The 25,276-nt window shown below is 39.9% G+C and carries 23 protein-coding genes; 18 read left to right on the top strand and 5 right to left on the bottom strand.

What is annotated here, in order from left to right; all coding sequences use genetic code 11:
* Positions 1 to 222: 222 nt before the first annotated feature.
* The 7 genes from QM450_RS06140 to pyrE all read left to right on the top strand — a co-directional run bounded on the left by QM450_RS06140 (position 223) and on the right by pyrE (position 9,067).
* Positions 223 to 924 (top strand): ABC transporter ATP-binding protein, encoded by a 702-nt coding sequence (locus QM450_RS06140; RefSeq protein ID WP_000323392.1) that lies wholly within the window; start codon positions 223 to 225, stop codon positions 922 to 924.
* 1 nt (position 925) lies between these two features.
* Complete coding sequence (locus QM450_RS06135) at positions 926 to 3,631, top strand: FtsX-like permease family protein (RefSeq protein WP_414320003.1); 2,706 nt, start codon at positions 926 to 928, stop codon at positions 3,629 to 3,631.
* A gap of 95 nt (positions 3,632 to 3,726) precedes the next feature.
* Positions 3,727 to 5,079, top strand: a complete 1,353-nt coding sequence (murD, locus tag QM450_RS06130) for a UDP-N-acetylmuramoyl-L-alanine--D-glutamate ligase (RefSeq protein ID WP_049549388.1) — start codon at positions 3,727 to 3,729, stop codon at positions 5,077 to 5,079.
* A gap of 1 nt (position 5,080) precedes the next feature.
* The gene (locus tag QM450_RS06125; RefSeq protein ID WP_049549387.1) at positions 5,081 to 6,139 is read left to right on the top strand and encodes a UDP-N-acetylglucosamine--N-acetylmuramyl-(pentapeptide) pyrophosphoryl-undecaprenol N-acetylglucosamine transferase; all 1,059 of its coding nucleotides are present in this window, start codon (positions 5,081 to 5,083) and stop codon (positions 6,137 to 6,139) included.
* A 9-nt stretch (positions 6,140 to 6,148) separates the two neighbouring features.
* Positions 6,149 to 7,438: an FtsQ-type POTRA domain-containing protein gene (locus QM450_RS06120; protein WP_414320002.1), complete on the top strand. Its 1,290-nt coding sequence runs from the start codon at positions 6,149 to 6,151 to the stop codon at positions 7,436 to 7,438.
* Positions 7,439 to 7,694: 256 nt separating this feature from the next.
* On the top strand, positions 7,695 to 8,396 hold the full coding sequence (pyrF, locus tag QM450_RS06115; RefSeq protein WP_414320001.1) for an orotidine-5'-phosphate decarboxylase: 702 nt from the start codon (positions 7,695 to 7,697) through the stop codon (positions 8,394 to 8,396).
* A gap of 38 nt (positions 8,397 to 8,434) precedes the next feature.
* Positions 8,435 to 9,067, top strand: a complete 633-nt coding sequence (gene pyrE, locus QM450_RS06110; RefSeq protein WP_414320000.1) for an orotate phosphoribosyltransferase — start codon at positions 8,435 to 8,437, stop codon at positions 9,065 to 9,067.
* A 207-nt stretch (positions 9,068 to 9,274) separates the two neighbouring features.
* On the opposite strand, the gene QM450_RS06105 is transcribed toward pyrE, so the two are convergent.
* Positions 9,275 to 9,517, bottom strand: coding sequence for a helix-turn-helix domain-containing protein (locus QM450_RS06105; protein WP_414319999.1), 243 nt, complete (start codon positions 9,515 to 9,517; stop codon positions 9,275 to 9,277).
* A 96-nt stretch (positions 9,518 to 9,613) separates the two neighbouring features.
* Here QM450_RS06105 and QM450_RS06100 point away from each other — a divergent pair, with 96 nt between their 5' ends.
* From QM450_RS06100 to QM450_RS06085, 4 genes are all read left to right on the top strand, one after another.
* Positions 9,614 to 10,525, top strand: coding sequence for a hypothetical protein (locus QM450_RS06100; protein ID WP_414319998.1), 912 nt, complete (start codon positions 9,614 to 9,616; stop codon positions 10,523 to 10,525).
* Between the two features lie 18 nt (positions 10,526 to 10,543).
* The gene (locus QM450_RS06095; protein WP_414319997.1) at positions 10,544 to 10,975 is read left to right on the top strand and encodes a hypothetical protein; all 432 of its coding nucleotides are present in this window, start codon (positions 10,544 to 10,546) and stop codon (positions 10,973 to 10,975) included.
* A gap of 46 nt (positions 10,976 to 11,021) precedes the next feature.
* The gene (locus QM450_RS06090; RefSeq protein ID WP_414319996.1) at positions 11,022 to 13,493 is read left to right on the top strand and encodes a G5 domain-containing protein; all 2,472 of its coding nucleotides are present in this window, start codon (positions 11,022 to 11,024) and stop codon (positions 13,491 to 13,493) included.
* A gap of 90 nt (positions 13,494 to 13,583) precedes the next feature.
* A complete protein-coding gene (locus QM450_RS06085; protein WP_414319995.1) occupies positions 13,584 to 14,621 on the top strand; it encodes a G5 domain-containing protein in 1,038 nt (345 codons plus the stop codon).
* Between the two features lie 67 nt (positions 14,622 to 14,688).
* Here QM450_RS06085 and QM450_RS06080 read toward each other — a convergent pair whose 3' ends face one another.
* The 4 genes from QM450_RS06080 to QM450_RS06065 are packed head-to-tail and all read right to left on the bottom strand — an operon-like array spanning position 14,689 to position 17,650.
* Positions 14,689 to 15,555, bottom strand: coding sequence for a cysteine ABC transporter substrate-binding protein (locus QM450_RS06080; protein ID WP_414319994.1), 867 nt, complete (start codon positions 15,553 to 15,555; stop codon positions 14,689 to 14,691).
* 18 nt (positions 15,556 to 15,573) lie between these two features.
* Complete coding sequence (locus tag QM450_RS06075; RefSeq protein WP_414319993.1) at positions 15,574 to 16,332, bottom strand: amino acid ABC transporter ATP-binding protein; 759 nt, start codon at positions 16,330 to 16,332, stop codon at positions 15,574 to 15,576.
* Positions 16,333 to 17,010 (bottom strand): amino acid ABC transporter permease, encoded by a 678-nt coding sequence (locus tag QM450_RS06070; RefSeq protein ID WP_414319992.1) that lies wholly within the window; start codon positions 17,008 to 17,010, stop codon positions 16,333 to 16,335. It lies immediately after the preceding gene.
* Entirely contained in the window at positions 16,970 to 17,650 is a 681-nt protein-coding gene (locus tag QM450_RS06065; RefSeq protein ID WP_414319991.1) for an amino acid ABC transporter permease, read from the bottom strand. Before QM450_RS06065 ends, QM450_RS06070 begins: the two co-directional genes overlap by 41 nt.
* Positions 17,651 to 17,867: 217 nt before the next feature.
* Between QM450_RS06065 and lctO the strand changes: the two genes are divergently transcribed.
* The 7 genes from lctO (at position 17,868) to QM450_RS06030 (ending at position 25,248) form a co-directional block, all read left to right on the top strand.
* Complete coding sequence (lctO, locus tag QM450_RS06060) at positions 17,868 to 19,004, top strand: L-lactate oxidase (protein WP_414319990.1); 1,137 nt, start codon at positions 17,868 to 17,870, stop codon at positions 19,002 to 19,004.
* A 168-nt stretch (positions 19,005 to 19,172) separates the two neighbouring features.
* Positions 19,173 to 19,568, top strand: a complete 396-nt coding sequence (locus QM450_RS06055) for a CopY/TcrY family copper transport repressor (protein WP_414319989.1) — start codon at positions 19,173 to 19,175, stop codon at positions 19,566 to 19,568.
* 10 nt (positions 19,569 to 19,578) lie between these two features.
* Complete coding sequence (locus QM450_RS06050; protein WP_004252344.1) at positions 19,579 to 19,950, top strand: cupredoxin domain-containing protein; 372 nt, start codon at positions 19,579 to 19,581, stop codon at positions 19,948 to 19,950.
* Between the two features lie 9 nt (positions 19,951 to 19,959).
* Positions 19,960 to 22,182 carry a heavy metal translocating P-type ATPase gene (locus QM450_RS06045; protein WP_414319988.1) on the top strand — a complete coding sequence of 741 codons (2,223 nt, stop codon included), beginning with the start codon at positions 19,960 to 19,962 and terminating at the stop codon, positions 22,180 to 22,182.
* A 217-nt stretch (positions 22,183 to 22,399) separates the two neighbouring features.
* Positions 22,400 to 24,175, top strand: coding sequence for a pyruvate oxidase (gene spxB, locus QM450_RS06040; RefSeq protein WP_414319987.1), 1,776 nt, complete (start codon positions 22,400 to 22,402; stop codon positions 24,173 to 24,175).
* 515 nt (positions 24,176 to 24,690) lie between these two features.
* Positions 24,691 to 24,858: a hypothetical protein gene (locus QM450_RS06035; RefSeq protein WP_414319986.1), complete on the top strand. Its 168-nt coding sequence runs from the start codon at positions 24,691 to 24,693 to the stop codon at positions 24,856 to 24,858.
* A gap of 42 nt (positions 24,859 to 24,900) precedes the next feature.
* A complete protein-coding gene (locus tag QM450_RS06030; protein ID WP_414319985.1) occupies positions 24,901 to 25,248 on the top strand; it encodes a VOC family protein in 348 nt (115 codons plus the stop codon).
* Positions 25,249 to 25,276: the final 28 nt, after the last annotated feature.

Genomic DNA, 25,276 nt, shown 5'->3' with positions numbered 1-25,276 from the left:
TTGCTAAAAGAAAATCAGAGATGATATTCGATTAAAAATAGAGAGCAAGCTAAGTAGACTTGTCTCAGAAGCATGGTGAGTAAGGAATGGATATACTGAATTGGATTCAGCGTATCTGAGGACTTTGAAAATCTCTCTATAGTCTACAGGGATAAGCTTTCTTTCTCTCTTCAAAAGAGTTATAATAAAGGTGAAAATAGGGATAGAAGAGGAGGAAATAGGATGGCTTATATTGAAATGAAAAACAGCTATAAGAGGTATCATACTGGTGATACAGAAATCGTAGCCAATCGGGATGTCAACTTCGAGATTGAAAAGGGAGAACTAGTCATTATCCTTGGGTCATCTGGTGCAGGGAAGTCAACCGTTCTAAATATTCTAGGTGGTATGGATACAAACGATGAAGGGCAAGTCTGGATTGATGGGACCAATATCTCGAATTTCACTTCTCATCAGAGAACTAACTATCGTAGAGATGACGTTGGCTTTGTCTTTCAATTTTATAACTTGGTTTCTAACTTGACTGCCAAGGAAAATGTTGAGCTAGCTTCAGAAATTGTTGCTGATGCCTTGGATCCTGAGCAGGTTCTCAAGGATGTAGGCTTAGGGCACCGTCTGAATAACTTTCCAGCTCAGTTGTCAGGTGGTGAGCAACAACGGGTATCCATTGCTCGAGCCGTGGCTAAAAATCCTAAAATTCTCCTTTGTGATGAACCAACGGGAGCTTTGGACTACCAGACTGGTAAGCAGGTTCTAAAGATTCTTCAAGATATGTCACGTAAGAAGGGGGCCACCGTTATCATCGTGACCCATAATGCCTCCCTAGCTCCAATAGCTGATCGGGTGATTCAGATGCATGATGCCAGTGTCAAGAGTGTTGTCCTCAATCCTCAACCACAGGATATTGATGATTTGGAGTATTGAGATGAAAAGAAAGACATATTGGAAAGACCTGCTCCAGTCTTTCACAGGTTCAAAGGGACGGTTTTTATCCATCCTAACTCTAATGATGTTAGGTTCTTTAGCCGTGGTTGGTCTCAAGGTTGCTAGTCCTAACATGGAGCGAACAGCTTGGGCCTATCTGAAAGAAACTAATGCGGCAGATATGACCGTCATAGCAGATTATGGTCTAGATCAGGCAGACCAGGAAGAATTGCAAACTCTATCGGGAGCAGCCGTTGAGTTTGGTTATATGACAGATTTGACTCTGGCAAACAGTGAAGATGCCATACGGATCTTTTCAAATACTGAAAAGATTTCAAAATTTCAAGTAACGGAAGGGCGTTTGCCTGAGAAAGAAGATGAACTAGCCTTGGCGGACTTTTGGAAAGATCGTTATCAGATTGGGCAAGTCATTCAGTTGAGTCAAAAGAAGGGCAGTAATTCTCAGTTGAAGCGGGATAGTTATACCATTACAGGCTTCGTCCACTCTCCAGATATTTTCTCAAAAACGGATATGGGGAGTTCAGCCAGTGGTAATGGGAACTTAGCAGCCTATGGTGTCGTAACTGAAGAAAATTTTAAGAGCTCTGTTTACACGATTGCCCGTCTGCGTTTTGCTAGTCTAACAGATGTCAATCCTTTCTCTAGTGATTACGAAAAGAAGCTAGAGGAAGAAGAAGCAACTCTAAAGAACTTAGTTGCTGATAATGGACAAGCGCGACTAGAGAAAATGAAAAAGGACGCCCAAGAGTCCCTTGATGAGGGCAAGAAACAACTAGACGAGGCAGAGACCAACTTGACAGCTGGCAAGAAACGCCTACAGGAAATCGAAACGCGTCTACAAGCTCAAGAAAACCAAGTAAGCCAACTACCAGAACCACAAAAAAGTCAAGCATCTAGTCAGTTAGGAGAAGCAAAAGAACAACTAAAGCAAGAAAAGGAAAAGCTAAGCCAAGCTGAAACGAATCTGGCGAGCGAAAAGGATAAATGGCAGGCTAGTCAGGATGAGGTCAATGCTCTAACAGAGCCAACCTATCATGTCTACAATCGCAAGAGTTCTCCTACTGGTCAAGGTTACCTCATGTATAGTAACTCGGCTATGAGTATTCGTGCCGTTGGGAATATCTTTCCAGTTGTTCTCTATGCCGTTGCAGCCATGGTTACCTTTACTACCATGACACGATTTGTAGACGAGGAAAGAACCAATGCAGGGATATTCAAAGCTCTAGGCTACCATAGCAAGGATATCATTGCTAAGTTTGTGATTTACGGTCTGGTTGCTGGTACTCTTGGAACCCTTCTAGGAATTTTGCTTGGTCACTACATCCTAGCACCTACTATTTCGCATATCATTACTGAGCGAATGATTGTTGGAGAGAGTCAGCAGTATTTCTACTGGACCTATAGTTGCTTAGCTCTGGGTCTAAGCTTAGTGGCTAGTGTCCTACCTGCCTACCTTGTATCTCGCAGAGAATTGCATGAAGAAGCAGCGCAATTATTACTACCCAAGCCACCAGTCAAGGGTTCTAAAATTCTCTTGGAGCGCATAACATTTATCTGGTCACGCTTGAGTTTTACTCAGAAAGTAACAGCCCGCAACATTTTCCGTTACAAACAACGCATGCTGATGACCATTTTTGGGGTTGCAGGTTCAGTAGCCCTCCTCTTTGCAGGACTTGGGATTCAATCCTCTGTTGTAGGAGTAGCTGACAGGCAGTTTAAGGACCTGCAACAATACCAGATGGTTCTCTCTGTCAATTCTCGAGCTTCTGATTCTGATAAGGCAAAGCTAGAAGAAAAATTGCAGAGTGATGAAGTTGAAAACTATCGTTTAATTTCTTCCAAACAGATTGAGGAAAAGTATGCTGGCAAGGCAGGTGTTCAGACCGTGACCATGATGGTAACGGATCAAGATGACCTAGCTCCCTTTGTCCTCCTAGAAAAAAATCGGGAAAAACTGGGCTTGTCTAACGGAGTTGTCTTGACAGAAAAATTAGCCCAGTTAGCTGGTGTTTCTGTTGGTGACAACTTTACAATCGATGGGAAAACCTTTAAAGTAGGTGCTATTACCGAGCACTATGTGGGCCATTTTGTCTATATGAATCAGGCAACCTATGAGGAGATATACGGTCAAGCACCCAAGATGAACACCTATCTGGTCCAACTCAAGGATAAAAGTGAAGTCAATACCGAAAGAGTCGCAGGAGAATTTATGGACCAGGCGGCTGTCAGTGGCCTCGTTCAAAATGCTTCAACCATTCAGCTCTTTGAAAGTTTTGCCAATTCTCTGAATCATACCATGGCGATTTTGGTGCTGGTATCGGTGCTACTAGCTATTGTGATTCTCTATAATTTGACCAATATCAATGTTGCTGAACGGATTCGGGAACTCTCAACCATCAAGGTTCTTGGTTTTTATAACAAAGAAGTGACCCTTTACATCTATCGGGAGACCATCATATTGTCACTAATTGGAATGACTGTAGGATTGGTATCAGGCTTTTATCTCCATCAATTTCTCATTCAGATGATCGCACCCGGTACCTTCCGTTTTCAACCGAAGGTCGGCTGGGAAGTTTATCTCATCCCAGTTCTAGCCGTCAGTGTCATTTTGGCCATCCTAGGAGTTTTTGTCAATCATTATCTCCGAAAGGTAGATATGCTTGAAGCCCTCAAGTCTGTAGAATAGTTGGTCGAGGACAAAAACAAATAAGAAAGCCCTTTGTGGCTTTTTTATTTTCATAAAAATGGTAAAATAGTAAGAGTAGAAATGGAGTTCTAGATATGAAACGAATTGATCAATTTGAAAATAAGAAAGTATTAGTCCTAGGATTGGCAAAATCTGGTGAATCTGCAGCTCGTCTTTTGGACAAGCTAGGTGCCATTGTGACAGTGAATGATGGCAAGCCTTTTGAGGAAAATCCAGCTGCGCAAAGTCTCTTGGAAGAGGGCATCAAGGTTGTCACTGGCGGCCATCCTTTGGAATTATTGGATGAAGATTTTGCTCTCATGGTAAAAAATCCAGGAATTCCTTATAGCAATCCGATGATTGAAAAAGCTCTAGAAAAAGGCATTCCAGTCTTGACAGAGGTTGAGTTGGCCTATTTGATTTCTGATGCACCAATCGTCGGTATTACTGGTTCAAATGGTAAGACAACGACCACAACCATGATTGGTGAAGTTCTGACTGCTGCAGGACAAAATGGTCTTCTTTCTGGGAATATCGGTTACCCTGCAAGCCAGGTAGCTCAGACAGCAACAGATAAGGATACCCTTGTCATGGAGCTATCCTCTTTCCAACTAATGGGAATCCAAGAATTTCATCCTGAAATTGCTGTTATTACCAACCTGATGCCAACACATATTGACTATCACGGTTCTTTTGAAGCCTATGTCGAAGCTAAGTGGAATATTCAAAGCAATATGACAGCGACTGATTACTTAGTATTGAACTTCAACCAAGACTTGGCAAAAGAATTGGCTAGCAAAACACAAGCTACCGTTGTACCATTTTCAACACAGGAAAAGGTTGATGGAGCTTATCTAGAAGATGGTCAACTCTACTTCCGTGGGGAAGTAGTCATGGCAGCGAATGAAATCGGAGTTCCAGGTAGCCACAATGTAGAAAATGCTCTTGCGACGGTTGCTGTGGCCAAGCTTCGTGGTGTGGATAACCAAACCATCAAGGAAACCTTGTCAGCCTTTGGTGGTGTCAAGCACCGTCTCCAATTTGTAGACCAAATCAATGGGGTTAAATTCTATAACGATAGTAAATCAACCAATATCTTGGCAACTCAAAAAGCCTTGTCTGGATTTGACAATAGCAAGGTTATCTTGATTGCTGGTGGTTTAGACCGTGGTAATGAGTTTGACGAATTGGTACCAGATATTACTGGACTTAAGAAAATGGTCATTCTCGGTCAGTCTGCAGAACGTGTCAAACGTGCAGCCGATAAGGCAGGTGTGGCTTATGTGGATGCAACAGATATTGCAGATGCAACCCGCAAGGCTTATGAACTTGCAGAAGAAGGAGATGTGGTTCTCCTCAGTCCTGCTAATGCTAGCTGGGATATGTATGCTAACTTTGAAGTACGTGGAGATCTTTTCATCGACACTGTAGCGGAGTTAAAGGGATAATATGAAAAAAATAGTATTTACAGGTGGGGGAACGGTTGGACACGTTACCCTCAACCTTTTGTTAATGCCTAAGTTCATCGAAGATGGCTGGGAAGTCCACTATATTGGTGACAAAAACGGAATTGAGCATCATGAAATCCTCAAGTCAGGTTTAGATGTCACTTTCCATTCTATTGCAACTGGGAAATTGCGCCGATATTTCTCATGGCAAAATATGGTTGACGTCTTTAAGGTTACATTTGGAATCCTTCAATCGCTCTTTATCATGCTCCGTCTTCGTCCACAGGCCCTCTTTTCTAAGGGAGGATTTGTATCTGTTCCACCTGTCATTGCAGCGCGAGTATGTAGAGTACCTGTCTTTATCCACGAGTCTGACCTCTCTATGGGCTTGGCCAATAAAATCGCTTATAAGTTTGCGACTAAGATGTACTCTACTTTTGAACAAGCGTCTAGTCTCACTAAGGTAGAGCACGTTGGAGCTGTGACTAAGGTTTCTGGTCCAATTATGGAAGAACCCGAAGAAATGGTGGATATCCGAACTTACTTTGATAGTAAGTTACCAACCCTTCTCTTTGTAGGTGGTTCTGCTGGTGCGCGTGTCTTTAACCAATTAGTTACAGACCACAAGGAAGAGTTGACTAGTCGCTACAATATCATCAACCTGACAGGTGATGCTAGTTTAAATGAACTAAGTTCAAACCTCTATCGTGTTGACTATGTGACTAACCTCTATCAACCGCTCATGAATATGGCTGATGTTGTCATCACTCGTGGTGGTGCCAATACTATTTTTGAGCTCCTTGCCATGGCTAAATTGCATGTCATTGTGCCACTAGGTCGAGAAGCCAGCCGTGGAGATCAGATTGAAAATGCGGCTTACTTTGTGAAAAAAGGCTATGCTGAGGAGTTGCAAGAAAGCGACTTGACCTTGTCAACTTTAGAAGAAAAAGTAAGCAAGCTTTTGACCCACAAAGAAGACTACCAGAACACGATGAAGAATTCTCAGGAATTAAAATCTGTGGCAGATTTTTATGAGCTATTAAAAAAAGATTTATCATAAGGAAAATTGATGTCAAAGGATAAGAAACAAGAGCCAACTCAAGGCAAGGAATTGTCAGAGTGGCAAAAACGAAATCAAGAGTATCTTCAAAAAAAGGCTGAAGAAGAGGCTCAACTAGCCAAAGAAGAAGCCAAGGGAGATTCAGGCAAAAAGGAAGTTTCAATAACTTCTGATGCAGAAACTAACTTATCAGAGTGGCAGAAGAAAAACCGAGAGTATCTGCGCAAAAAGGCTGAAGAAACCAAAGAAGAGCAAGAGTCAGATATATCCGAAAATACAGAGGAAGCAACGGAAGTAGATCCTAATAGCGAAGAGCAGAAGGAGCTTATAGCAGATGAGTCCTCGCCTGAACTTGAAGAGGAAGCAGCTGAAGCAGAACAAGAGCAAGACGAGGCTGAAAATTCAGAAGTAGCAAAAGCAACAAAAGTAGAAAAGGTAGAAGAAAAGAAGGTTAAAACCAAGAAAAAGCCTACCAAGCCTTCTATTCCTAGAGTTCATATCTGGCGTGCTATTACGATTCTAATCCCGAGTTTGCTTGTCTTGTTCTTTTCGATCTATCTCTTGACCCCCTTTTCAACTCTGAAAAACATAGAAGTCACTGGGACTGTAGAGACCAATGCAGACCAAATCAAAGAGGCTTCAGGGATTCGTGATAGTGACTATACCTTTGATCTGCTCCTCAATAAAGACAAGCATGCTGAGATGATTAAGTCCAATCACTGGATTGAATCTGCTAGCATTCACTATCAATTCCCGACCAATTTTACCATCCAGGTCAAGGAATACGGGATTGTAGCCTATTATGTTTCTGGAGAGGATCATTATCCGATTCTTTCTAGTGGGACGGTGGAAACTAGTCCAGTTAGTCTAGTCAGTCTTCCTGAAACCTATATGTCCGTACTCTTTAACGATGAGCAGCAAGTCAAAACCTTGATTGAACAACTGGCTGAAATCAGCCCAGAGATTAAGCAGGCGATCAAAACGATTGAATTGGCTCCAACTAGTGTAACCAGTGATCTGCTCAAGATTACCATGTATGATACGGATGAAGTTTTGGTTCCTCTATCAGAACTAGGTAAAAAATTGCCTTACTATAGTAAGATTAAACCTCAGTTGACAGTACCAAGTGGTATTGATATGGAAGTTGGGATCTATAGTTATAGTTTGGCGGATAAGGCGCTTGAGGAAGAAAAAATCAAGGCCAAAGAAGAGGAGAAGAAAAAGCAGGAGGAAGAAAAGAAAAAACAAGAGGAACAGGGTAATCAAAACCAAACCACTCAACAATCACAGAGTCGATAAACTTGAGAACATTCTATCTGCTTGATTGTGAGTCTTGGCTTTAAAGTTCTTCGGATACTAGTTTTTACTTGACAAGTCCCGCTTTAAATAATAGAATAGAAAAAAACCTTTAAAGCAGTCCAGAGAGGCAGCTAAGGTTAGACGGTGAAAGGGTGGATTCTACCCATTTTTCGTGGAACCTTGCTGTTGGCAGGTTCCTTTTTTGTAGTCTCTTTGACGGAAGCTGGGCTGATAAGAAAGATAAGAGGAGAAACGCATGCGTGAAAGTCGCCCAGTCATAGCTCTGGATTTTCCAAGTTTTGAAGAAGCCAAGGAGTTCTTAGCCCTATTTCCAGCAGAGGAAAAGCTCTATGTCAAAGTAGGAATGGAAATCTACTATGCTGTAGGACCTGAAGTTGTCCGTTATTTGAAGTCATTAGGACATAGTGTCTTTTTGGATCTCAAACTGCATGATATTCCCAATACAGTTAAATCAACCATGAAAATTTTATCGAACCTGGGAGTTGATATGACCAATGTTCAGGCAGCAGGTGGGGTTGAGATGATGCAAGCAGCGCGTGAAGGATTGGGAGACAAGGGGATTCTCATAGCTGTGACCCAATTAACCTCAACCTCGGAGGAACAAATGCAAGAGTGTCAAAATATCCAAACCAGCCTCCAAGAGTCGGTTATCCACTATGCCCAGAAAACAGCTGAAGCTGGTCTAGATGGAGTCGTTTGCTCGGCTCAAGAAGCCAAGCTTATCAAACAAGCAACTCATGAAGACTTTATCTGTCTGACACCAGGTATTCGCCCAAGAGGGACAGAAGCAGGAGATCAGAAACGGGTAGTAACCCCAGGACAAGCTTACCAGATTGGCAGTGACTACATCGTAGTTGGCCGTCCGATTACGCAAGCAGCTGATCCAGTCGCAGTCTACCATGCCATCAAAGAAGAATGGATACAAGATTGGGTTTAAAAAGAAGATTCATTTAACACTATAAAAAGGAGCACACCATGACACTTGCTAAAGATATTGCCAGCCATCTATTGAAAATTCAGGCCGTTTACCTCAAACCAGAAGATCCCTTCACATGGGCATCAGGTATCAAGTCACCGATTTATACGGATAATCGTGTAACACTTGCCTACCCAGAGACACGCAACTTGATCGAAAATGGTTTTGTGGAAGCTATCAAAGAAGCCTTTCCTGAAGTAGAAGTGATTGCAGGAACTGCGACAGCAGGGATTCCACACGGAGCCATCATCGCTGATAAGATGAATCTGCCATTTGCTTATATTCGTAGCAAACCAAAAGACCACGGAGCAGGCAACCAAATCGAAGGCCGTGTAGCTCAAGGACAAAAGATGGTTGTTGTTGAAGACCTTATTTCAACTGGTGGTTCTGTGCTTGAAGCTGTTGCAGCTGCCAAACGTGAAGGAGCGGATGTTCTTGGTGTCGTGGCTATCTTCAGCTATCAATTAGCAAAAGCAGATAAGAACTTTGCGGATGCTGGTGTCAAACTGGTGACCCTTTCAAACTATAGTGAGCTCATCCACCTAGCCCAAGAAGAAGGCTACATCACACCAGAAGGACTTGACCTTTTAAAACGATTTAAAGAAGACCAGGAAAATTGGCAAGAAGTGTAGAAAAATCAAAGAGTTTTGAGAAAGAGACTTTCATAATATAAAAACGCATCATATCAGGTATAGAAAGCTTGATGTGATGCGTTTTATTGTGGAAATGTTTTCCGAAGTTTCTAGTCAAATTGAGTTTTTGTTCTGATTATTTGATTTATACTGTAAACAATGTCATAGAAGGTAGATTAAGTAAATGTTCCAATACAAGAATGAATATTAAAATTTGATAAATGTGTTACGAATATTAGAATCGGGAGTTTCTTCGATAAATTCAACGATATCATTTGGAAGACAATCTAAAATCCGACATAGCTTCTCTAAAGTTAGTAAAGTTATGTTTTTATTTTTCTTTAGGCTGTCAAGAGTTTTGTTATCAACTCCGGATTTTAATAACTTATATTGAGAAACTTCTTTTTTCTTCATTGTAGCCCAGAGTGGGTTAAAACTGATTATCGTCATCAACTCCTTTTATTTAATTATAAGAAAAAAGTATCTGACTTCATATTGTGTATATATCCACAATGTGATAAAATAACAAGGAAAGGAGAGTTATAGATGAATAAGAATGATATTATTTCTCAAGAGGAGAATGAGTTAAATTATTTTTTAGGAATTATTCCGGATGAATATAAGTCAAATTTGTTTGATGAATGGACTATTTGGGAAGCCTATGTAAAAGGGCGGTTACCAAATAAACATTGGTCTGAAATTTTTGATAATGGGGTATACCATTCACTTGATGTCATTACTGCCGAAGGCAAAAAATATGAATATTATCCTATCGCTAATCCGCAATCATACCAGACTGTTTTACAAGAATATCTTTCGACAATAGAAGAGCCTAAACGTAGTAGAAACTTAATAGTTGAAGCTGCTATTTGGTCTAAAAGAGTAGAAGACCTAACTAAGTATTTTTATATAGTAGATGGAAAACATGTTTCTCTTATTAATCCTAAATTGAGTGTTTTGGGATGGATTTTCAGAATTTTAGGTTCATTGTTTTTAGTTGCATATATAGATAGACTTGGTGAATTTTCTAGTTCTGGTTTAGGAATCTTAAGTAAACCTTTTGAATACTCCCTTTGGGTGATAGCATGGATTCTTCTATGGTCTCCAATTTATTTTGCTTATCAACGAGTGAAGCATGAAAAACCAATAGCAGATCAAGTAAAAGAACATAAGGATGAAGTTGCTCAAGCTAGAAACTATTGTATAGAGAAATTGAATAGTATCCCATTTGTTTATGCAAGGCAACAAGCAGGATTAGATATTCATTTTGATGCTTTTGCTTATATGGTTAATGTAATTGATCAAGGTAGAGCCTATGACCTAGGACAAGCGCAAAATATGTATGAAGATTTGATAAGAACAGAGCAATTAAATCATCAGTTTCAAGAATTAAAAAGAAAAGTTGATTACAATAACAAAATGACAACAATTAATACATTTACAAATTTAATGAAATAATAGACTAGGAGAAATAAGATGTTTGGAAAACCTGAATATGAGAGTGATATTGATCAAACAGTTAGAGATATGTGGTGGGGTTTTGCTATTTTTATAACTGTAATGTACTTTTTAGTGAAAGCAACTTACTATGTTGCATTGCCGTTTTATACTTTATTTACTCATTTGTTTGAAGAAAAAATCCAACAGAAAGAATATTTAAACTGGATGCGATTTTTGCCTTTGACTTGGTTTATGAGTGGAGAGACAAAGGAAATGAGACGAGCTGCTGTGAGCTGTACTATATTGCCGATCTCTCTACCTTTATTTTTAATTTTTAATTATCTATATAGTATTAAAGTAATTGGCGATAGCTTTTCCATTTTTATTTTGATTTTATTTACTTGTAGTCTAGGAGGCATTATAGGTACTGTTAGAAATTATTGTTTTTCTAAAAAATATATTAGATAGTGTCAGTATGTAAAAATATAATCATTGAAAAGTCAGGAAAATAAAGATGGATAGACAAAATACTAATGAAAAAAAGACTTTGAAAAAAGGTAGAAGAGGTTGGGTAATCTCAGCTGCAATTGTCGCGCTTTTAGGAATTTCAGCTGGAACTGTTGTGTTGCAAAATCAATCGAGTCAAAACCAAGGACAATGTGAAAGTGTTACCGTTCCATACTCTTCTTCAAAAGAAAAAGAATACTCAACAACTGATACTATTAAAGAAACAGAGAAGAGTTTCCTACCTAAAGTAGATGCCAAAGAGGAATTGGCTAAAGCATTTGTAGCTACTAAAAAAGTTGGTGCTGAAGATTCGATTAAATCTCTCGATAAATCATATGAAAAATTATCAGAAATAACGAAGGTAGAGGAAAAGCTTAAGTCACAGGTAAGAACTGAGGGGGAAGACGCAGTTGAGCAAGTTTCTAGATCAGAAGTAGCTAACAAAGATAATAAAATATTGGAAAAATCTGATAACTTAACTAAAAAAGGTGAAGTAGAAAAATCAACATCAGAAAAAGGGAAACTGGTTGTTCAACCAGAACCGCCATCACTTGTAGTTACAGATGACAAAGGTATTTCAGCTGTTCAACCAGAGCTACCAGAATTGGTAGTTACTGAAAAGGGAACACCCGAAGTTCAACCTGTATTGCCTGAGTTGGTAGTTAGTGAAAAAGGTACACCAGAAGTTCAGTCAGCATTGCCAGAATTGGTAGTTACTGAAAAGGGAACACCCGAAGTTCAGCCAGCATTACCAGAATTGGTAATTGCTGAAAAGGGAACACCCGAAGTTCAACCTGTATTGCCTGAGTTGGTAGTTAGTGAAAAAGGAGCACCCGAAGTCCAGTCAGCATTACCTGAAGCTAAACCAGAAAAAGATAAGGTCTTAGATAAAAAGGAAGAGAAGAAAGAAGTTGACGTGAAACCGACAACTCCAACTGTTCCAGAAAACAAAGATCAAACAACTGGTACTTCGACTAAAGAAGAAAAAACTTTAGATGAGAAAACAGAAAAAGTTGATGTTAAAGCAACTGAAACTGTTTCAGCAGATAAAGAGAAAACTCAAGGTGGTACTTCTGATAAAGTAGTTGGTGAAACAACAAAAGAAGAAGTTGTAAAACCAGCTACTCCTGCGAAACCTGAAGTTAAGAAAACAATTACTACTCGTACAGAAGTCGAGACATCAGTGATTGAGCCTGGGGTACAATATGTTCCAGATGCCAATCTTAAAATTGGTGAGACTCAAGTTATTAAAGAGGGAGTTGCTGGTAAAACAGAAATCACTTATACTGTAACACTTGAAGACGGTGTTGTTGTAAGTCGAGTTGCAACAGGAACTCAAACAACTCCTGCAGTTGATAAAGTAGTTCATGTTGGTACTAAAACTACTAAAGAAGTTGTTCGTACTACAAAAGAAGAGGTTGTTCGCACTCCTATTCTCCGAGGGACACAATATGTTTCAGATGAAAACTTGGATGCTGGTGTAGAAAAAGAGGTTGAAGCCGGTCAAGATGGTGAAAAACTTGAAGTCTATACTGTAATACTTGAAGATGGTGTTGAAACCGGTCGTGAATTGGTTTCATCAACTCAAAAAGAATCCAAGGATAAAGTTATTCATGTTGGAACTAAAGTTGCTAAGAAAAATATTGAAACTGTAGCTCGTGAAGTTCACAAAGTTGAACATAAAGTTACAAGCAACACAAATCCAGATCTTCCTAAAGGTGAGAAAAAGGTTATTCAAGCTGGTAAGGATGGTTCTTATGAACTTGTTACTACAGTTGTAACTAGACCAGATGGAACAGAAGTTTCTCGAACTCAAGTAAGAGAAAATGAAGTTTCTCCAGTAGATGAAATCGTAGAAGTTGGAACTGGCGAAAACATTGAAACAAGTCGAACTTCTCAAAAAGTTGAAGTAAATTACGAAACTGAAGAAGTTAAAGATAAAACTCTAAACGAAGGTAAACGTGTAGTTGAGACTAAGGGTCAAAAAGGTTCTTATACTGAAACTACAATTGTTTATGGGAATGGTCGTTCATCAGTTGTTAAAAGTGATGAAGTAAAACCGGTCAAAGAAATTGTTCGTGTGGGAACTCATAAAGTAGTTACTGAAACTAAAACTCGTGTTGAGCGCAAAGAGGGTGCTAACTTCAATACTGTTGAAAAAACAAGCGATAAACTTTTCAATGACCAACGAGTTGTAAAAACTCCAGGCCGAAAAGGTGAAATCGTTGAAAACTACAAAGACTACTACGAAGATGGCAAACTTGTTAAGAGTGAGCTAATCAATACTGAAACTGTTCCAGCAGTTGATGAAGTAGTTGAAGTTGGCACTAAAGAGCGTTATACTTATGCTAACGAAGACAAAGTTATTACCGCTGAAGGTGAAAAACGAGTTGCTGCCCCTGAACTTTTTGAAGGCGATGAAAGAGTTGAAGATGCGGTAAATGGTAAGGAAACTTACAAAGTTAAGTACAGCAATTAGGAAAATCAAAACCGTACAGAGATAAGTCGAGAACTTATCAAAACTGTTCCTGCAAAACAAAAAGTTGTTCATTATGGAACTAAGAAATTGATGTCTGAAGTTACTGAAGAAGAAACTGAAACAATTTCACACGGTGCTCGAACTGAAAATGATTCCAACCTTTTTGAAGGGGAATCTCGTACAGAAAATGGTCGTGACGGATTTAAACGTTACCGCAAAGTTATTTTAGTAAACAACAAAACGGGTGAACGAACGGTTAAAAGTCGTGAACTAGTTGAAAGTCAAGATGCAGTTGACACAATTACCTTTAATGGTACCAAGAAAAAACGTGTCGCTGATCCAACAGATGTTGTGGTTCCAACTAATGATGATAACTACGACATTGATGGTACATGGAAAGATATTAAGAGCTTAGGTGAAAATGGTTTGGATCCAAACAATGAAGATCACCGTAGCGCCAAGTACCTACATGATAATCTTTCTCAAGCTGATAAAGATCGTGTGGCTGTTGATGAAACAGATGACGGAGATGATCTTCCTCGAGACAGTGGACTTATCTCAGTTTGGAAAGCTTCTCGCCTTTCTCAAGCAGAACTTGACAAGCTTGAACAGATTGTAGATAATCGTAAACTTAATGAACACTTCATGGAACTTCTTAATGAAGAACGCATTCGTAAAGGCTTGACACCTGCAACAATCGCAGCAGATGATAGCGAATTAACTCGAGTTGCTAATATTCGTGCTAATGAGATGGCAGATTATGGATCTTTACGTTATCAAGGTAAGAAGGAAGGTAAGCATAAACGTCCTGATGGTTCTCGTTGGTCAACTGCTTATGATCCAGAGTTCTACAAACAAACAAATGCAATGACAGAAAACGCAGCAGAAGCAACTGATGTTTGGGATATTGTGAGTCTTACAAATGAAAAGGCATTAGCTCATAATTTCTATACTAGATGGAAACACTCTAAAGGTCACTGTGCAGCTATGATGATGGGGGATGGTTATAGCCCAGCAAACAAGAACGTACAATTCCGTGTGGCTCTTGGATTTGCTAATCATTCACTAACCTCTGGTAAAGCAATTAATGTTGTTGCTATGATGGAAATTGCATCTATGATGGACTAGATAAAAACGAACAAGATAAGATTCTGATTACCAGAATTCTAGCCTTGTTCGTTTTTCTTTTTAAAACTTAGTCAACTTTTCCGCCTTCAACAACAAGGTCATCTGCTTTAGCAGCGTCACCGTAAGTTGGGTGGAGTGTTTTTTCATAGGCTTTGTGGAAGAAGTTTTCCTTACCTAATTTTTCGATTTCTTGGTTGATGTAGTCAAGTAGTTCTTGGTTACCTTTTTGAACTGCTGGTGCAATCGTATCTGGATTACCAAGAGAAGTAATTCCTACCTCATATCCTTTATTTTCAAGCGCCCAAGCTAGAACTTCAGTATTGTCAGTAGAGAAGGCATCTCCACGACCGTCAAGAAGGGCTTGGTATGCATCGCTATATTGGTCGTATTTTTGAAGTTTCACTTCTGGGTGATTTTTCTCAAAGTAAGTTTCAGCAGTCGTTCCTTTTGTAACGATCAAGGTTTTGCCTTCAAGTTGCTTAACATCTGTAATTAGACCAGTCTTAGGTGACACAACACCGAGAGAAACTTTCATGTAAGGAAGGGCAAAGTCAACTTGTTTCTTACGTTCGTCAGTAACTGTGAAGTTGGCAAGGGTGATATCAACCTTGTTTGAAATCAAGTATTCAGCACGGTTAGCTGCATCCACTGATACATATTTCGGTTTGACACCAAGGTCTTGTGCTAATTGGTTACCAAGTTCGATATCGTAACCTTGGTAAGAACCATCGTTGTCAACATAACCAAATGGTTTTTTATCTCCGAATACCGCGATTCGAAGTTCGCCACTTTTCTTAATTTCATCAATGGTACGAGCTTTGGCAGTTGCCTTAGTAGATGAAGCATCAGAGCTTCCGCCTGAACTACAAGCTGTGACGAAGATAAGCGCAAATGCTAGCGCAAAAACAGTTAGAATTGGTTTAAGTAGTTTCATAATAATCTCCTTTATTGATTATAGATATGAGCCAAACTGGCTAAAGTCAAAGACGTTTAAAAATTCTTGTGCTCGTTTCGTTTGTGGATTTGTGAAGAATTCTTGAGCAGTTCCTTCTTCAGCAATCTTCCCTTGGTCAAGGAAGATAATGCGGTCCGCAATGGCTTGGGCAAACTGCATTTCATGGGTGACCAGAATCATGGTACGCCCTTCTTGTGCCAAGTCATTGATAAGTTCGAGGACCTCACGCACCATTTCTGGATCCAGTGAAGCCGTTACCTCGTCAAAGAGGATAATTTCTGGATGCATGAGAAGGGCACGGACAATCGCCACTCGTTGTTTCTGTCCACCAGATAATTGACGAGCGAAGCTATGTTGTTTATCCAACAATCCTACACGTTCTAGTAACTGTAAGGCTTCTTGTATTACTTCTTTCTTGTCGCGTCCTTGAGCCTTGATAGGGCCTAGGATGAGGTTTTGAAGGACATCCAAGTGAGGAAAGAGTTCATAACTTTGAAAGACCATACCGATTTTTTGGCGAACCAGGTGAAAATCTTTTTTATTTTCAACGATGGACTGACCATCCAGTAGGATATCTCCGCCTTGAATACTTTCTAAACCATTGAGACAGCGAAGAAGGGTACTTTTCCCACAACCAGACGGCCCTAGGATGACGACCACTTCCCCCTTTTTAATATCTAGGGAAAGTCCTTGGAGGATAGGATTGTCTCCGAAGGATTTTTTTAGTTCCTTGATTTCTAAAATAGTTTCAGACATTTAGTTCCTCCAATGTTTTTCTAAGTGAGTAGATAGTTTGGAAATAGGGAAGCAAACCGCGAAATACAAGACTAGGATGGTTCCATAAATCCAAAAGGAAGCGGTTGGGATAGTCAAACGATTGCTATCTATAATTTGTTGTCCAATTTTGGTAACTTCAACAACCCCAATCAAAACAACCAAGGAAGTCGTTTTAATCATCCGAGTGACAAGGTTGATGGCTTGTGGGAGCAATCTTCTTAAGACCTGAGGGATGATGATGTAGTAGTAGAGTTGAAATTTAGTTAAGCCAAGTGCTTGTCCACTCTCAAATTGATGTTTAGGCAGGGAAGTGATAGCTCCACGAACTAAGTCACCCATCTCAGCTGTTCCCCAGAGGGTGAAAACGATAATAGCAGAAGTCTCACCAGAAATATTGATATTAAAGTTTCGAGCTAAACCAAAGTAAACGATGAAAAGGAGCACCAGCTGGGGCATGATCCGGATAAATTCTAGATAAAAACGAGTCAAGAAACGAATCACTCTAGAATGAGAAGTCATGATAATTCCCATCACCGTTCCGAAAATCATGGATAAGAGGACAGACAGGATAGAAATCCCAATCGTGACTCCCAATCCTTGTAAGATTCTCAGGAGATTATTTCCCTGAAAGAGTACTTGCATTCCCGAATCCTGCATGACGGAGCCTCCTTTCTATCCAGCTAAAGACTAGTGAAATAGGTAGAAGCATGATGAGGTAAGCAACCACCAACATAGCCAGCGCAATATCTGTCTCATAATAGAGTCCAATCAAATCCTTAGCAACGTACATAAGGTCAGCAAGGGCAACTGCTGAGAAAACAGATGTTTCCTTGATGAGGAAAATAACATTGGCACTAAAAGATGGTAGAGCCACCGCAGTCGCTTGTGGCAGAACCACGTAGCGAAAGACCTGAAAAGGAGTAAGGCCAATGGCTAAACCAATCTCGTGCTGGGTTTGGCTAACTGCTTCTAGCCCGCTTCGGAAGGATTCTGCCATGTAGGAACCACCTAAAAAGATGAGCCCGACTGTTGCACAGACTTCTGAAGAAAGAACAATCCCTATTCGAGGTAGACCGAAGTAGAGAAAGAAAAGTTGTATCAAAAGGGGTGTATTTCGTGACAATTCAATATAGGCTGTTGCCAATTGTGAGAGAACAGGAACTCGGTAATGCCGGATGACGCTGACGATTAGCCCCAGCAAAAAAGAACCTAAAATCCCCCAAACTGCGATATGCAAGGTCAGAAAGAATGCCTTTTGATAGAGTGGTAGATATTGTTCAACAATGGACCAATCCAAAAGTAGAACCTCCCATCTAGGAAAATAATACAGTTATTGTAGCATTAAAAGGGAGCTTTGGATAATATGTATTTTTTATTGCCGTTATAAGGATTTTTTATCATAGACATAAAATTTCTGAAATTTCCAAACAAAATATTTGAAAAGTTTTGAAAAAAGAGTTAAGATATTTTTGTAACATAAAAAGTAAGCGCTTACTTATTAAGGAGGAAATTTTATGTCATTTAAAACAAGTAATGCAGAAGGTCATGTAGATTTCATCAATACCTATGATTTGGAGCCAATGGCGCAACAAGTCATTCCTAAAGCTGCCTTTGGTTATATCGCTAGTGGAGCAGAAGATACTTTCACTTTACGCGAGAACATCCGTGCCTTTAACCACAAACTCATCGTTCCACATACGCTTTGTGATGTTGAAAATCCAAGTACAGAGATTGAATTTGCAGGTGAAAAATTGTCTTCACCAATCATTATGGCGCCTGTTGCGGCTCATAAATTAGCAAATGAACAGGGTGAAGTGGCGACTGCGCGTGGTGTGCATGAGTTTGGTTCTCTTTATACAACCAGCTCTTACTCTACTGTAGACCTTCCAGAAATTACGGAGGCCCTTCAAGGGACACCTCATTGGTTCCAATTTTACTTTAGTAAGGATGATGGCATTAACCGCCACATCATGGACCGTGTGAAGGCTGAGGGTTATAAAGCGATTGTCTTGACGGCAGATGCAACTGTAGGGGGCAACCGTGAGGTTGATAAGCGTAATGGTTTTGTCTTCCCAGTTGGCATGCCGATTGTTGAAGAATACCTGCCAGAAGGTGCTGGAAAATCAATGGACTTTGTATACAAATCAGCTAAACAACGCCTATCTCCACGAGATGTAGAATTTATAGCTGAATACTCAGGATTACCAGTTTACGTTAAAGGACCACAATGCCGTGAGGACGTTGAACGTTCACTTGCTGCGGGTGCCTCTGGTATCTGGGTAACCAACCACGGTGGCCGTCAAATCGACGGTGGACCAGCCGCCTTTGACTCACTTCAAGAAGTAGCAGAAGCAGTTGATAAACGTGTGCCAATTGTCTTTGACTCAGGTATTCGTCGTGGTCAACACGTCTTTAAAGCCTTGGCTTCAGGAGCAGACTTGGTAGCTATTGGTCGCCCTGTTATTTATGGTTTGGCTCTTGGTGGTAGTGTCGGTGTACGTCAAGTCTTTGAACACTTGAATGCAGAATTGAAGACAGTCATGCAGTTATCTGGAACACAAACTATTGAAGATGTGAAACACTTCAAACTTCGTCACAATCCATACAATCCAACTTTCCCAGTTGATCCTCGTGACTTAAAATTGTATTGATAAAAAGATTGCCTCCACTTGACGTGGAGGTTTTTACTTGTGTTTTAAACACTTTTGTCATGAAGATTAAAAAAAGAGAAAGATTTGATTTTTTATAGTTGACAAATGTAGATTTTAAGAGTACACTGATAATTGTAATTTACAAATGTAGATTTTGGAGGGATAGCAATGCAGATTTCGGATGCAGAATGGCAGGTCATGAAGATTATCTGGATGCAGGGAGAACAGACTAGTACTGATCTCATAAAAGTATTAGAGAAAAGGTTTAGCTGGTCCAAATCCACGATCCAGACACTCTTGGTTCGTTTGGTGGAGAAAGAATGTTTGACTCGGGAAAAGCAGGGCAAGTCCTTTGTCTATTCGGCCCTTTTAACTCTAGACGACAGTAGAGGTTTAATGGTTCAGGATATCAAAGACAAGCTTTGTTCTCGCAGGATGAAGCTCTTGCTAGCTGATTTGATTGAAGAATGTGACTTTACCCTAGCTGACTTGGAAGACTTGGAAGAAGTGATTTCAAAGAAAAAAGCAAGTGCTGTAACAGAAGTAAAATGTAATTGTATGTAAAGGAGACGCTATGTTAAATCTATTTGTATCTATTGTTGTTTTAGGAATGATTGCTTTTATCCTCTTTTGGTTTTTCAAAAAACCGCAAGAAGATGCTAAGAGAGCCCAGCAAAAAAATGGCTATCAAGAAATTCGAGTGGAAGTCATGGGGGGATACACTCCAGGAACTATTATCCTCAAAAAATCGCAACCAGCTCGTATTATTTTTGATCGAAAAGATCCTTCACCTTGCTTGGATCAAATCGTTTTTCCAGACTTTGGAGTGCATGCAGATCTGCCTATGGGAGACCAATATGTAGTTGAAATCACTCCTGAAGAAGCAGGTGAGTATGGTTTCTCTTGTGGCATGAATATGATGCACGGTAAGATGATTGTAGAATAGGAGAATGATATGACTGAAATTGTAAAAGCAAGTCTTGAAAATGGTGTTCAAAAAATCCGTATCACGGCAGACAAAGGCTACCATCCAGCCCACATTCAACTGCAAAAAGGGATTCCTGCTGAGATTACCTTTCATCGTGTGACACCTTCAAACTGTTATAAAGAGATTCTCTTCGAAGAAGAAGGAATCCTAGAACCAATCGCTCAAGACGAGGAAAAAGTCATTCGCTTTACGCCTCAAGACTTGGGCGAGCATGAATTTTCATGCGGCATGAAGATGCAAAAGGGGACCTACACCGTTGTTGAAAAAACTAAAAAGTCTCTCAGTCTTTTTCAGCGTTTTTGGATTACTAGTATCTTTACTGTACCTCTTGTGATTCTCATGATTGGGATGTCTACAGGAGGAATTAGTCACCAAGTCATGCGTTGGGGCACCTTTTTAGCCACAACACCCATTATGCTGGTAGCTGGAGTTCCATATATCAGAAGCGCCTGGGCTAGTTTTAAAAAACACAATTCCAACATGGATACCTTGGTTGCTCTGGGCACCTTAGTGGCCTATTTCTATAGCTTAGTTGCCCTCTTCGCTGGTCTCCCCGTTTACTTTGAAAGTGCTGCATTTATCCTCTTCTTCATTCTTTTGGGAGCAGTTTTTGAGGAAAAAATGCGAAAAAATACTTCGCAGGCAGTCGAAAAATTATTAGACCTACAAGCAAAAACAGCAGAGGTTTTGCGTGATGATGTTTATGTTCAAATACCTCTAGAGCAAGTCAAAGTTGGGGATCTCATTCGCGTTCGACCAGGTGAAAAAATTGCCGTTGATGGGACTGTGTTAGAAGGTGAAACGAGTATTGATGAATCAATGGTGACTGGGGAAAGTATTCCAGTCGATAAATCAGTTGGAGATGCTGTCATTGGTTCAACCATCAATAATAGTGGTACGATCATCTTTAGAGCTGAAAAAGTGGGTTCTGAGACTATGTTGGCTCAGATTGTGGACTTTGTGAAAAAAGCTCAAACCAGTCGTGCTCCTATTCAAGATTTGACAGACAAGATTTCTGGGATTTTTGTACCAGCAGTTGTCATTTTAGGACTTCTTACTTTTTGGGTCTGGTTTGTTTTACTTGGAGATAGCTTTGTGACTTCACTTCTCTACGGAGTTGCTGTTTTGATTATTGCCTGTCCTTGTGCACTAGGACTCGCGACACCGACAGCACTCATGGTTGGAACAGGACGAAGTGCCAAGATGGGGATTCTTCTCAAAAATGGTACAGTTTTACAGGAAATCCAAAAAGTCCAAACCATTGTTTTTGATAAGACAGGAACCTTGACCGAAGGGAAGCCAGTAGTGACAGATGTTATCGGAGATAAAGGAGAAGTGCTAAGTTTGGCTGCTTCACTGGAAGATGTATCTCAACACCCGCTAGCTCAAGCTATTGTTAATCGTGCATCTGAACTAGGAATTAGCCTTTACCCAGTGGAAAACTTCCAAGCCTTGCATGGAAAAGGTGTGACTGGGATTATTAATAGTAAACAAGTCTTGCTTGGGAATGCCAAACTCTTAGATGATCTTGCTATTCCACATGATTATCAAGAACGATTTGATTTGCTTGAGAAAGAAGCAAAAACAGTTGTCTTCCTATCCGTGGATGGTCAGTTAAAAGGCTTAATTGCCTTGCAGGATGTCCCTAAGGAAAATGCCAAAGAAGCTATTGCTAAATTGAAAAAACGTGGTCTTAGAACGGTCATGCTTACCGGAGATAATGCTGGAGTAGCCCATGCGATTGCAGAGCAAATTGGAATCGAAGAAGTGATCGCAAATGTCTTGCCAGAGGAAAAGGCACATGAAATTCACAAGCTTCAAAAGAATGGCAAATTGGCCTTTGTTGGAGATGGTATCAATGATGCACCGGCCCTCAGTGTAGCCAATGTCGGAATTGCCATGGGCTCTGGGACAGATATTGCTATCGAATCAGCAGATCTTGTCCTTACAACCAACAATCTACTAGGATTGGCACGTGCTTTTGATATGAGTAAGAAGACCTTTAATCGTATTCTACTCAATCTTTTCTGGGCTTCTATCTATAACCTCATTGGTATTCCGATTGCAGCAGGAGTCTTTTCAAGTCTTGGTTTGGTACTCAATCCAGAACTTGCAGGATTGGCCATGGCCTTTAGTTCAGTCTCTGTTCTGATTAGCTCTCTCATGCTTAATTTTACTAAAGTCGATTAAAAAGGCGGTCTTAACCGCTTTTTTGCTATTCTAAAACAGATTTTCAAAACGTTTTCAATCTGTTCTGTAATAGAGAATGAAAGTTTCTGAGCACATTCTTATGAAACTATAAGTAAATGTGATAAATTAGGAGTGTAAATTTACTGAATCGTTTTCAAAAAACATATAAAAGCGCTTTTATTATTCATCAAATTAACATTTAAGGAGAGTTATCATTATGACTCAAGGGAAAATTACTGCATCAGCAGCAATGCTTAACGTATTGAAAACATGGGGCGTAGACACTATCTACGGTATCCCATCAGGAACACTCAGCTCACTTATGGACGCTTTGGCTGAAGACAAAGATATCCGTTTCTTGCAAGTTCGCCACGAAGAAACAGGTGCTCTTGCAGCGGTTATGCAAGCTAAATTCGGCGGTTCTATCGGTGTTGCAGTTGGTTCAGGTGGTCCAGGTGCGACTCACTTGATCAACGGTGTTTACGATGCAGCTATGGATAACACTCCATTCCTCGCTATCCTTGGATCACGTCCTGTTAATGAACTCAACATGGATGCCTTCCAAGAATTGAACCAAAACCCAATGTACAACGGTATCGCTGTTTACAACAAACGTGTTGCTTACGCAGAGCAATTACCAAAAGTTATCGACGAAGCTTGCCGTGCTGCCGTTTCTAAAAAAGGTCCAGCCGTTGTTGAAATTCCAGTAAACTTTGGTTTCCAAGAAATCGACGAAAACTCATACTACGGTTCAGGTTCTTACGAGCGTTCATTCATCGCTCCTGCTTTGAACGAAGTTGAAATCGACAAAGCTGTTGAAATTTTGAACAATGCTGAACGTCCAGTTATCTACGCTGGTTACGGTGGTGTTAAAGCTGGTGAAGTAATCACTGAATTGTCACGTAAAATCAAAGCACCAATCATCACAACTGGTAAAAACTTCGAAGCTTTCGAATGGAACTACGAAGGTTTGACAGGTTCTGCTTACCGTGTTGGTTGGAAACCAGCAAACGAAGTGGTCTTTGAAGCAGACACAGTTCTTTTCCTTGGTTCAAACTTCCCATTTGCTGAAGTATACGAAGCATTCAAAAACACTGAAAAATTCATCCAAGTGGATATCGACCCTTACAAACTTGGTAAACGTCACGCCCTTGACGCCTCTATCCTTGGTGATGCAGGTCAAGCAGCTAGAGCTATCCTTGATAAAGTAAACCCAGTTGAGTCTACTCCATGGTGGCGTGCAAACGTGAAGAACAACCAAAACTGGCGCGATTACATGAACAAACTCGAAGGTAAAACTGAGGGTGAATTGCAATTGTACCAAGTCTACAATGCTATCAACAAATATGCTGATCAAGACGCTATCTACTCAATTGATGTCGGTAACTCTACTCAAACATCAACTCGTCACCTTCACATGACACCTAAGAACATGTGGCGTACATCTCCACTCTTTGCAACAATGGGTATCGCCCTTCCTGGTGGTATCGCTGTGAAGAAGGACAATCCAGATCGCCAAGTATGGAACATCATGGGTGATGGTGCATTCAACATGTGCTACCCAGACGTGATCACTAACGTTCAATACAACCTTCCAGTAATCAACGTTGTCTTCTCAAATGATGAATATGCCTTCATCAAAAACAAATACGAAGACACAAACAAACACTTGTTTGGTGTAGACTTCACAAATGCTGACTACGCGAAAATCGCTGAAGCACAAGGTGCAGTTGGATTTACAGTAAACCGTATCGAAGATATCGACTCAGTTGTTGCTGAAGCTGTTAAGCTCAACAAAGAAGGTAAAACAATTGTTATCGATGCTCGCATCACACAACACCGTCCACTTCCAGTAGAAGTACTTGAATTGGATCCAAAACTTCACTCAGAAGAAGCAATCAAAGCCTTCAAGGAAAAATACGAAGCAGAAGAACTCGTACCATTCCGCCTCTTCTTGGAAGAAGAAGGATTGCAATCACGCGCAATTAAATAATTCCTCTCGTCGAAAATCAAAGATAAATTTATAGACTTCTTTATTAGCATACTGCCGACGATTCCATCATTGAAACCATAAATTTCAATGATGGAATCTAGTGTGGAGCCTAGAAAAAGTCCCAAAGGATTTTTCGTAGTTTGATGAGCAAAGATTTGCCATCAAACTTGGTTTCACCTAGTTTATTCTTTGATTTTCATAGAGAGAAACTTGAAAAGATCGGAGTAATCAGGTCTTTTTGTTTTAAAAGTTGCATATAAATATTTGACAGCGTTTTCTGAAAATCTTATAATAAAAATGTAATGATAGAAAGTGTGACAGATACGGAAAGGAGAATTATTTTTTAAATAGTTGTAGTAAGTGGGCTTTCTTATTTCATTAAAAATAAAGGATGATTATAACATTCAGTTCATTACTCTTCTTTATAGCTCTGAGAAACCTCATAATAGTCACATAATGGTCAATGAAACTTGAGATTAAAACTATCTCAATGAGTAGATATTAGGAGGAAAGATATGGAAAAAAAGGATATTTATCTAATCTGTATTACCATGATTATCTGTTCAATTATTCTAGGATTGATTATCGGAAGTTTTATTTTTCATGGTCTTGAAGTTGTTGCTGACATAATTAACTACGGCTTGATGATAATCAATCAATCTATCAATCAATCGATTCATTGATAAGGAGTATTCGTTTTCTAATATTTTTATAGAGGAGAGTAAATGAATTTAAATCAATTAGATATTATCGTTTCAGATGTTCCCCAAGTCTGTGCTGACTTGGAGCGTATTTTGGATAAAAAGTCCGATTATGTTGATGACAGTTTTGCTCAGTTTACGATTGGCAGTCACTGTCTGATGTTGTCCCAAAATCATTTGATTCCTTTGGAAGATTTTCAGTCAGGAATCATTCTTCACATTGAGGTTGAGAATGTAGACCAGAACTACCAAAGGTTGAAAGAGCTTGGTATCCAGGTTTTAAACGGTCCAGCTGTAACCGATTGGGGAACAGAGTCCTTATTAGTTAAAGGTCCTGCTGGTCTAGTGATTGATTTTTATCGAATGAAGTAGGACACTTAGTCATTTGAAGTTAACCATA

This window comes from Streptococcus infantis, assembly GCF_047464615.1.
In the GTDB taxonomy this organism is placed as follows: Bacteria; Bacillota; Bacilli; order Lactobacillales; family Streptococcaceae; genus Streptococcus; species Streptococcus infantis_Y.
Note: the sequence above shows the minus strand (reverse complement) of the source record. Positions and strands in the feature narration are given on the sequence as shown.

Bases quoted from the DNA above. Each gene is read 5' to 3' on its own strand.
- QM450_RS06085 (WP_414319995.1), top strand. From the start codon at position 13,584: ATGTCTGAAGTTACTGAAGAAGAAACTGAAACAATTTCACACGGTGCT.
- QM450_RS06030 (WP_414319985.1), top strand. From the start codon at position 24,901: ATGAATTTAAATCAATTAGATATTATCGTTTCAGATGTTCCCCAAGTC.
- pyrF (WP_414320001.1), top strand. From the start codon at position 7,695: ATGCGTGAAAGTCGCCCAGTCATAGCTCTGGATTTTCCAAGTTTTGAA.
- QM450_RS06120 (WP_414320002.1), top strand. From the start codon at position 6,149: ATGTCAAAGGATAAGAAACAAGAGCCAACTCAAGGCAAGGAATTGTCA.
- lctO (WP_414319990.1), top strand. From the start codon at position 17,868: ATGTCATTTAAAACAAGTAATGCAGAAGGTCATGTAGATTTCATCAAT.
- QM450_RS06075 (WP_414319993.1), bottom strand. From the start codon at position 16,332: ATGTCTGAAACTATTTTAGAAATCAAGGAACTAAAAAAATCCTTCGGA.
- QM450_RS06105 (WP_414319999.1), bottom strand. From the start codon at position 9,517: ATGACGATAATCAGTTTTAACCCACTCTGGGCTACAATGAAGAAAAAA.
- QM450_RS06050 (WP_004252344.1), top strand. From the start codon at position 19,579: ATGTTAAATCTATTTGTATCTATTGTTGTTTTAGGAATGATTGCTTTT.
- QM450_RS06125 (WP_049549387.1), top strand. From the start codon at position 5,081: ATGAAAAAAATAGTATTTACAGGTGGGGGAACGGTTGGACACGTTACC.
- QM450_RS06095 (WP_414319997.1), top strand. From the start codon at position 10,544: ATGTTTGGAAAACCTGAATATGAGAGTGATATTGATCAAACAGTTAGA.
- QM450_RS06035 (WP_414319986.1), top strand. From the start codon at position 24,691: ATGGAAAAAAAGGATATTTATCTAATCTGTATTACCATGATTATCTGT.
- QM450_RS06070 (WP_414319992.1), bottom strand. From the start codon at position 17,010: ATGCAGGATTCGGGAATGCAAGTACTCTTTCAGGGAAATAATCTCCTG.
- pyrE (WP_414320000.1), top strand. From the start codon at position 8,435: ATGACACTTGCTAAAGATATTGCCAGCCATCTATTGAAAATTCAGGCC.
- QM450_RS06045 (WP_414319988.1), top strand. From the start codon at position 19,960: ATGACTGAAATTGTAAAAGCAAGTCTTGAAAATGGTGTTCAAAAAATC.
- QM450_RS06135 (WP_414320003.1), top strand. From the start codon at position 926: ATGAAAAGAAAGACATATTGGAAAGACCTGCTCCAGTCTTTCACAGGT.
- murD (WP_049549388.1), top strand. From the start codon at position 3,727: ATGAAACGAATTGATCAATTTGAAAATAAGAAAGTATTAGTCCTAGGA.
- QM450_RS06055 (WP_414319989.1), top strand. From the start codon at position 19,173: ATGCAGATTTCGGATGCAGAATGGCAGGTCATGAAGATTATCTGGATG.
- QM450_RS06100 (WP_414319998.1), top strand. From the start codon at position 9,614: ATGAATAAGAATGATATTATTTCTCAAGAGGAGAATGAGTTAAATTAT.
- QM450_RS06080 (WP_414319994.1), bottom strand. From the start codon at position 15,555: ATGAAACTACTTAAACCAATTCTAACTGTTTTTGCGCTAGCATTTGCG.
- QM450_RS06090 (WP_414319996.1), top strand. From the start codon at position 11,022: ATGGATAGACAAAATACTAATGAAAAAAAGACTTTGAAAAAAGGTAGA.
- spxB (WP_414319987.1), top strand. From the start codon at position 22,400: ATGACTCAAGGGAAAATTACTGCATCAGCAGCAATGCTTAACGTATTG.
- QM450_RS06140 (WP_000323392.1), top strand. From the start codon at position 223: ATGGCTTATATTGAAATGAAAAACAGCTATAAGAGGTATCATACTGGT.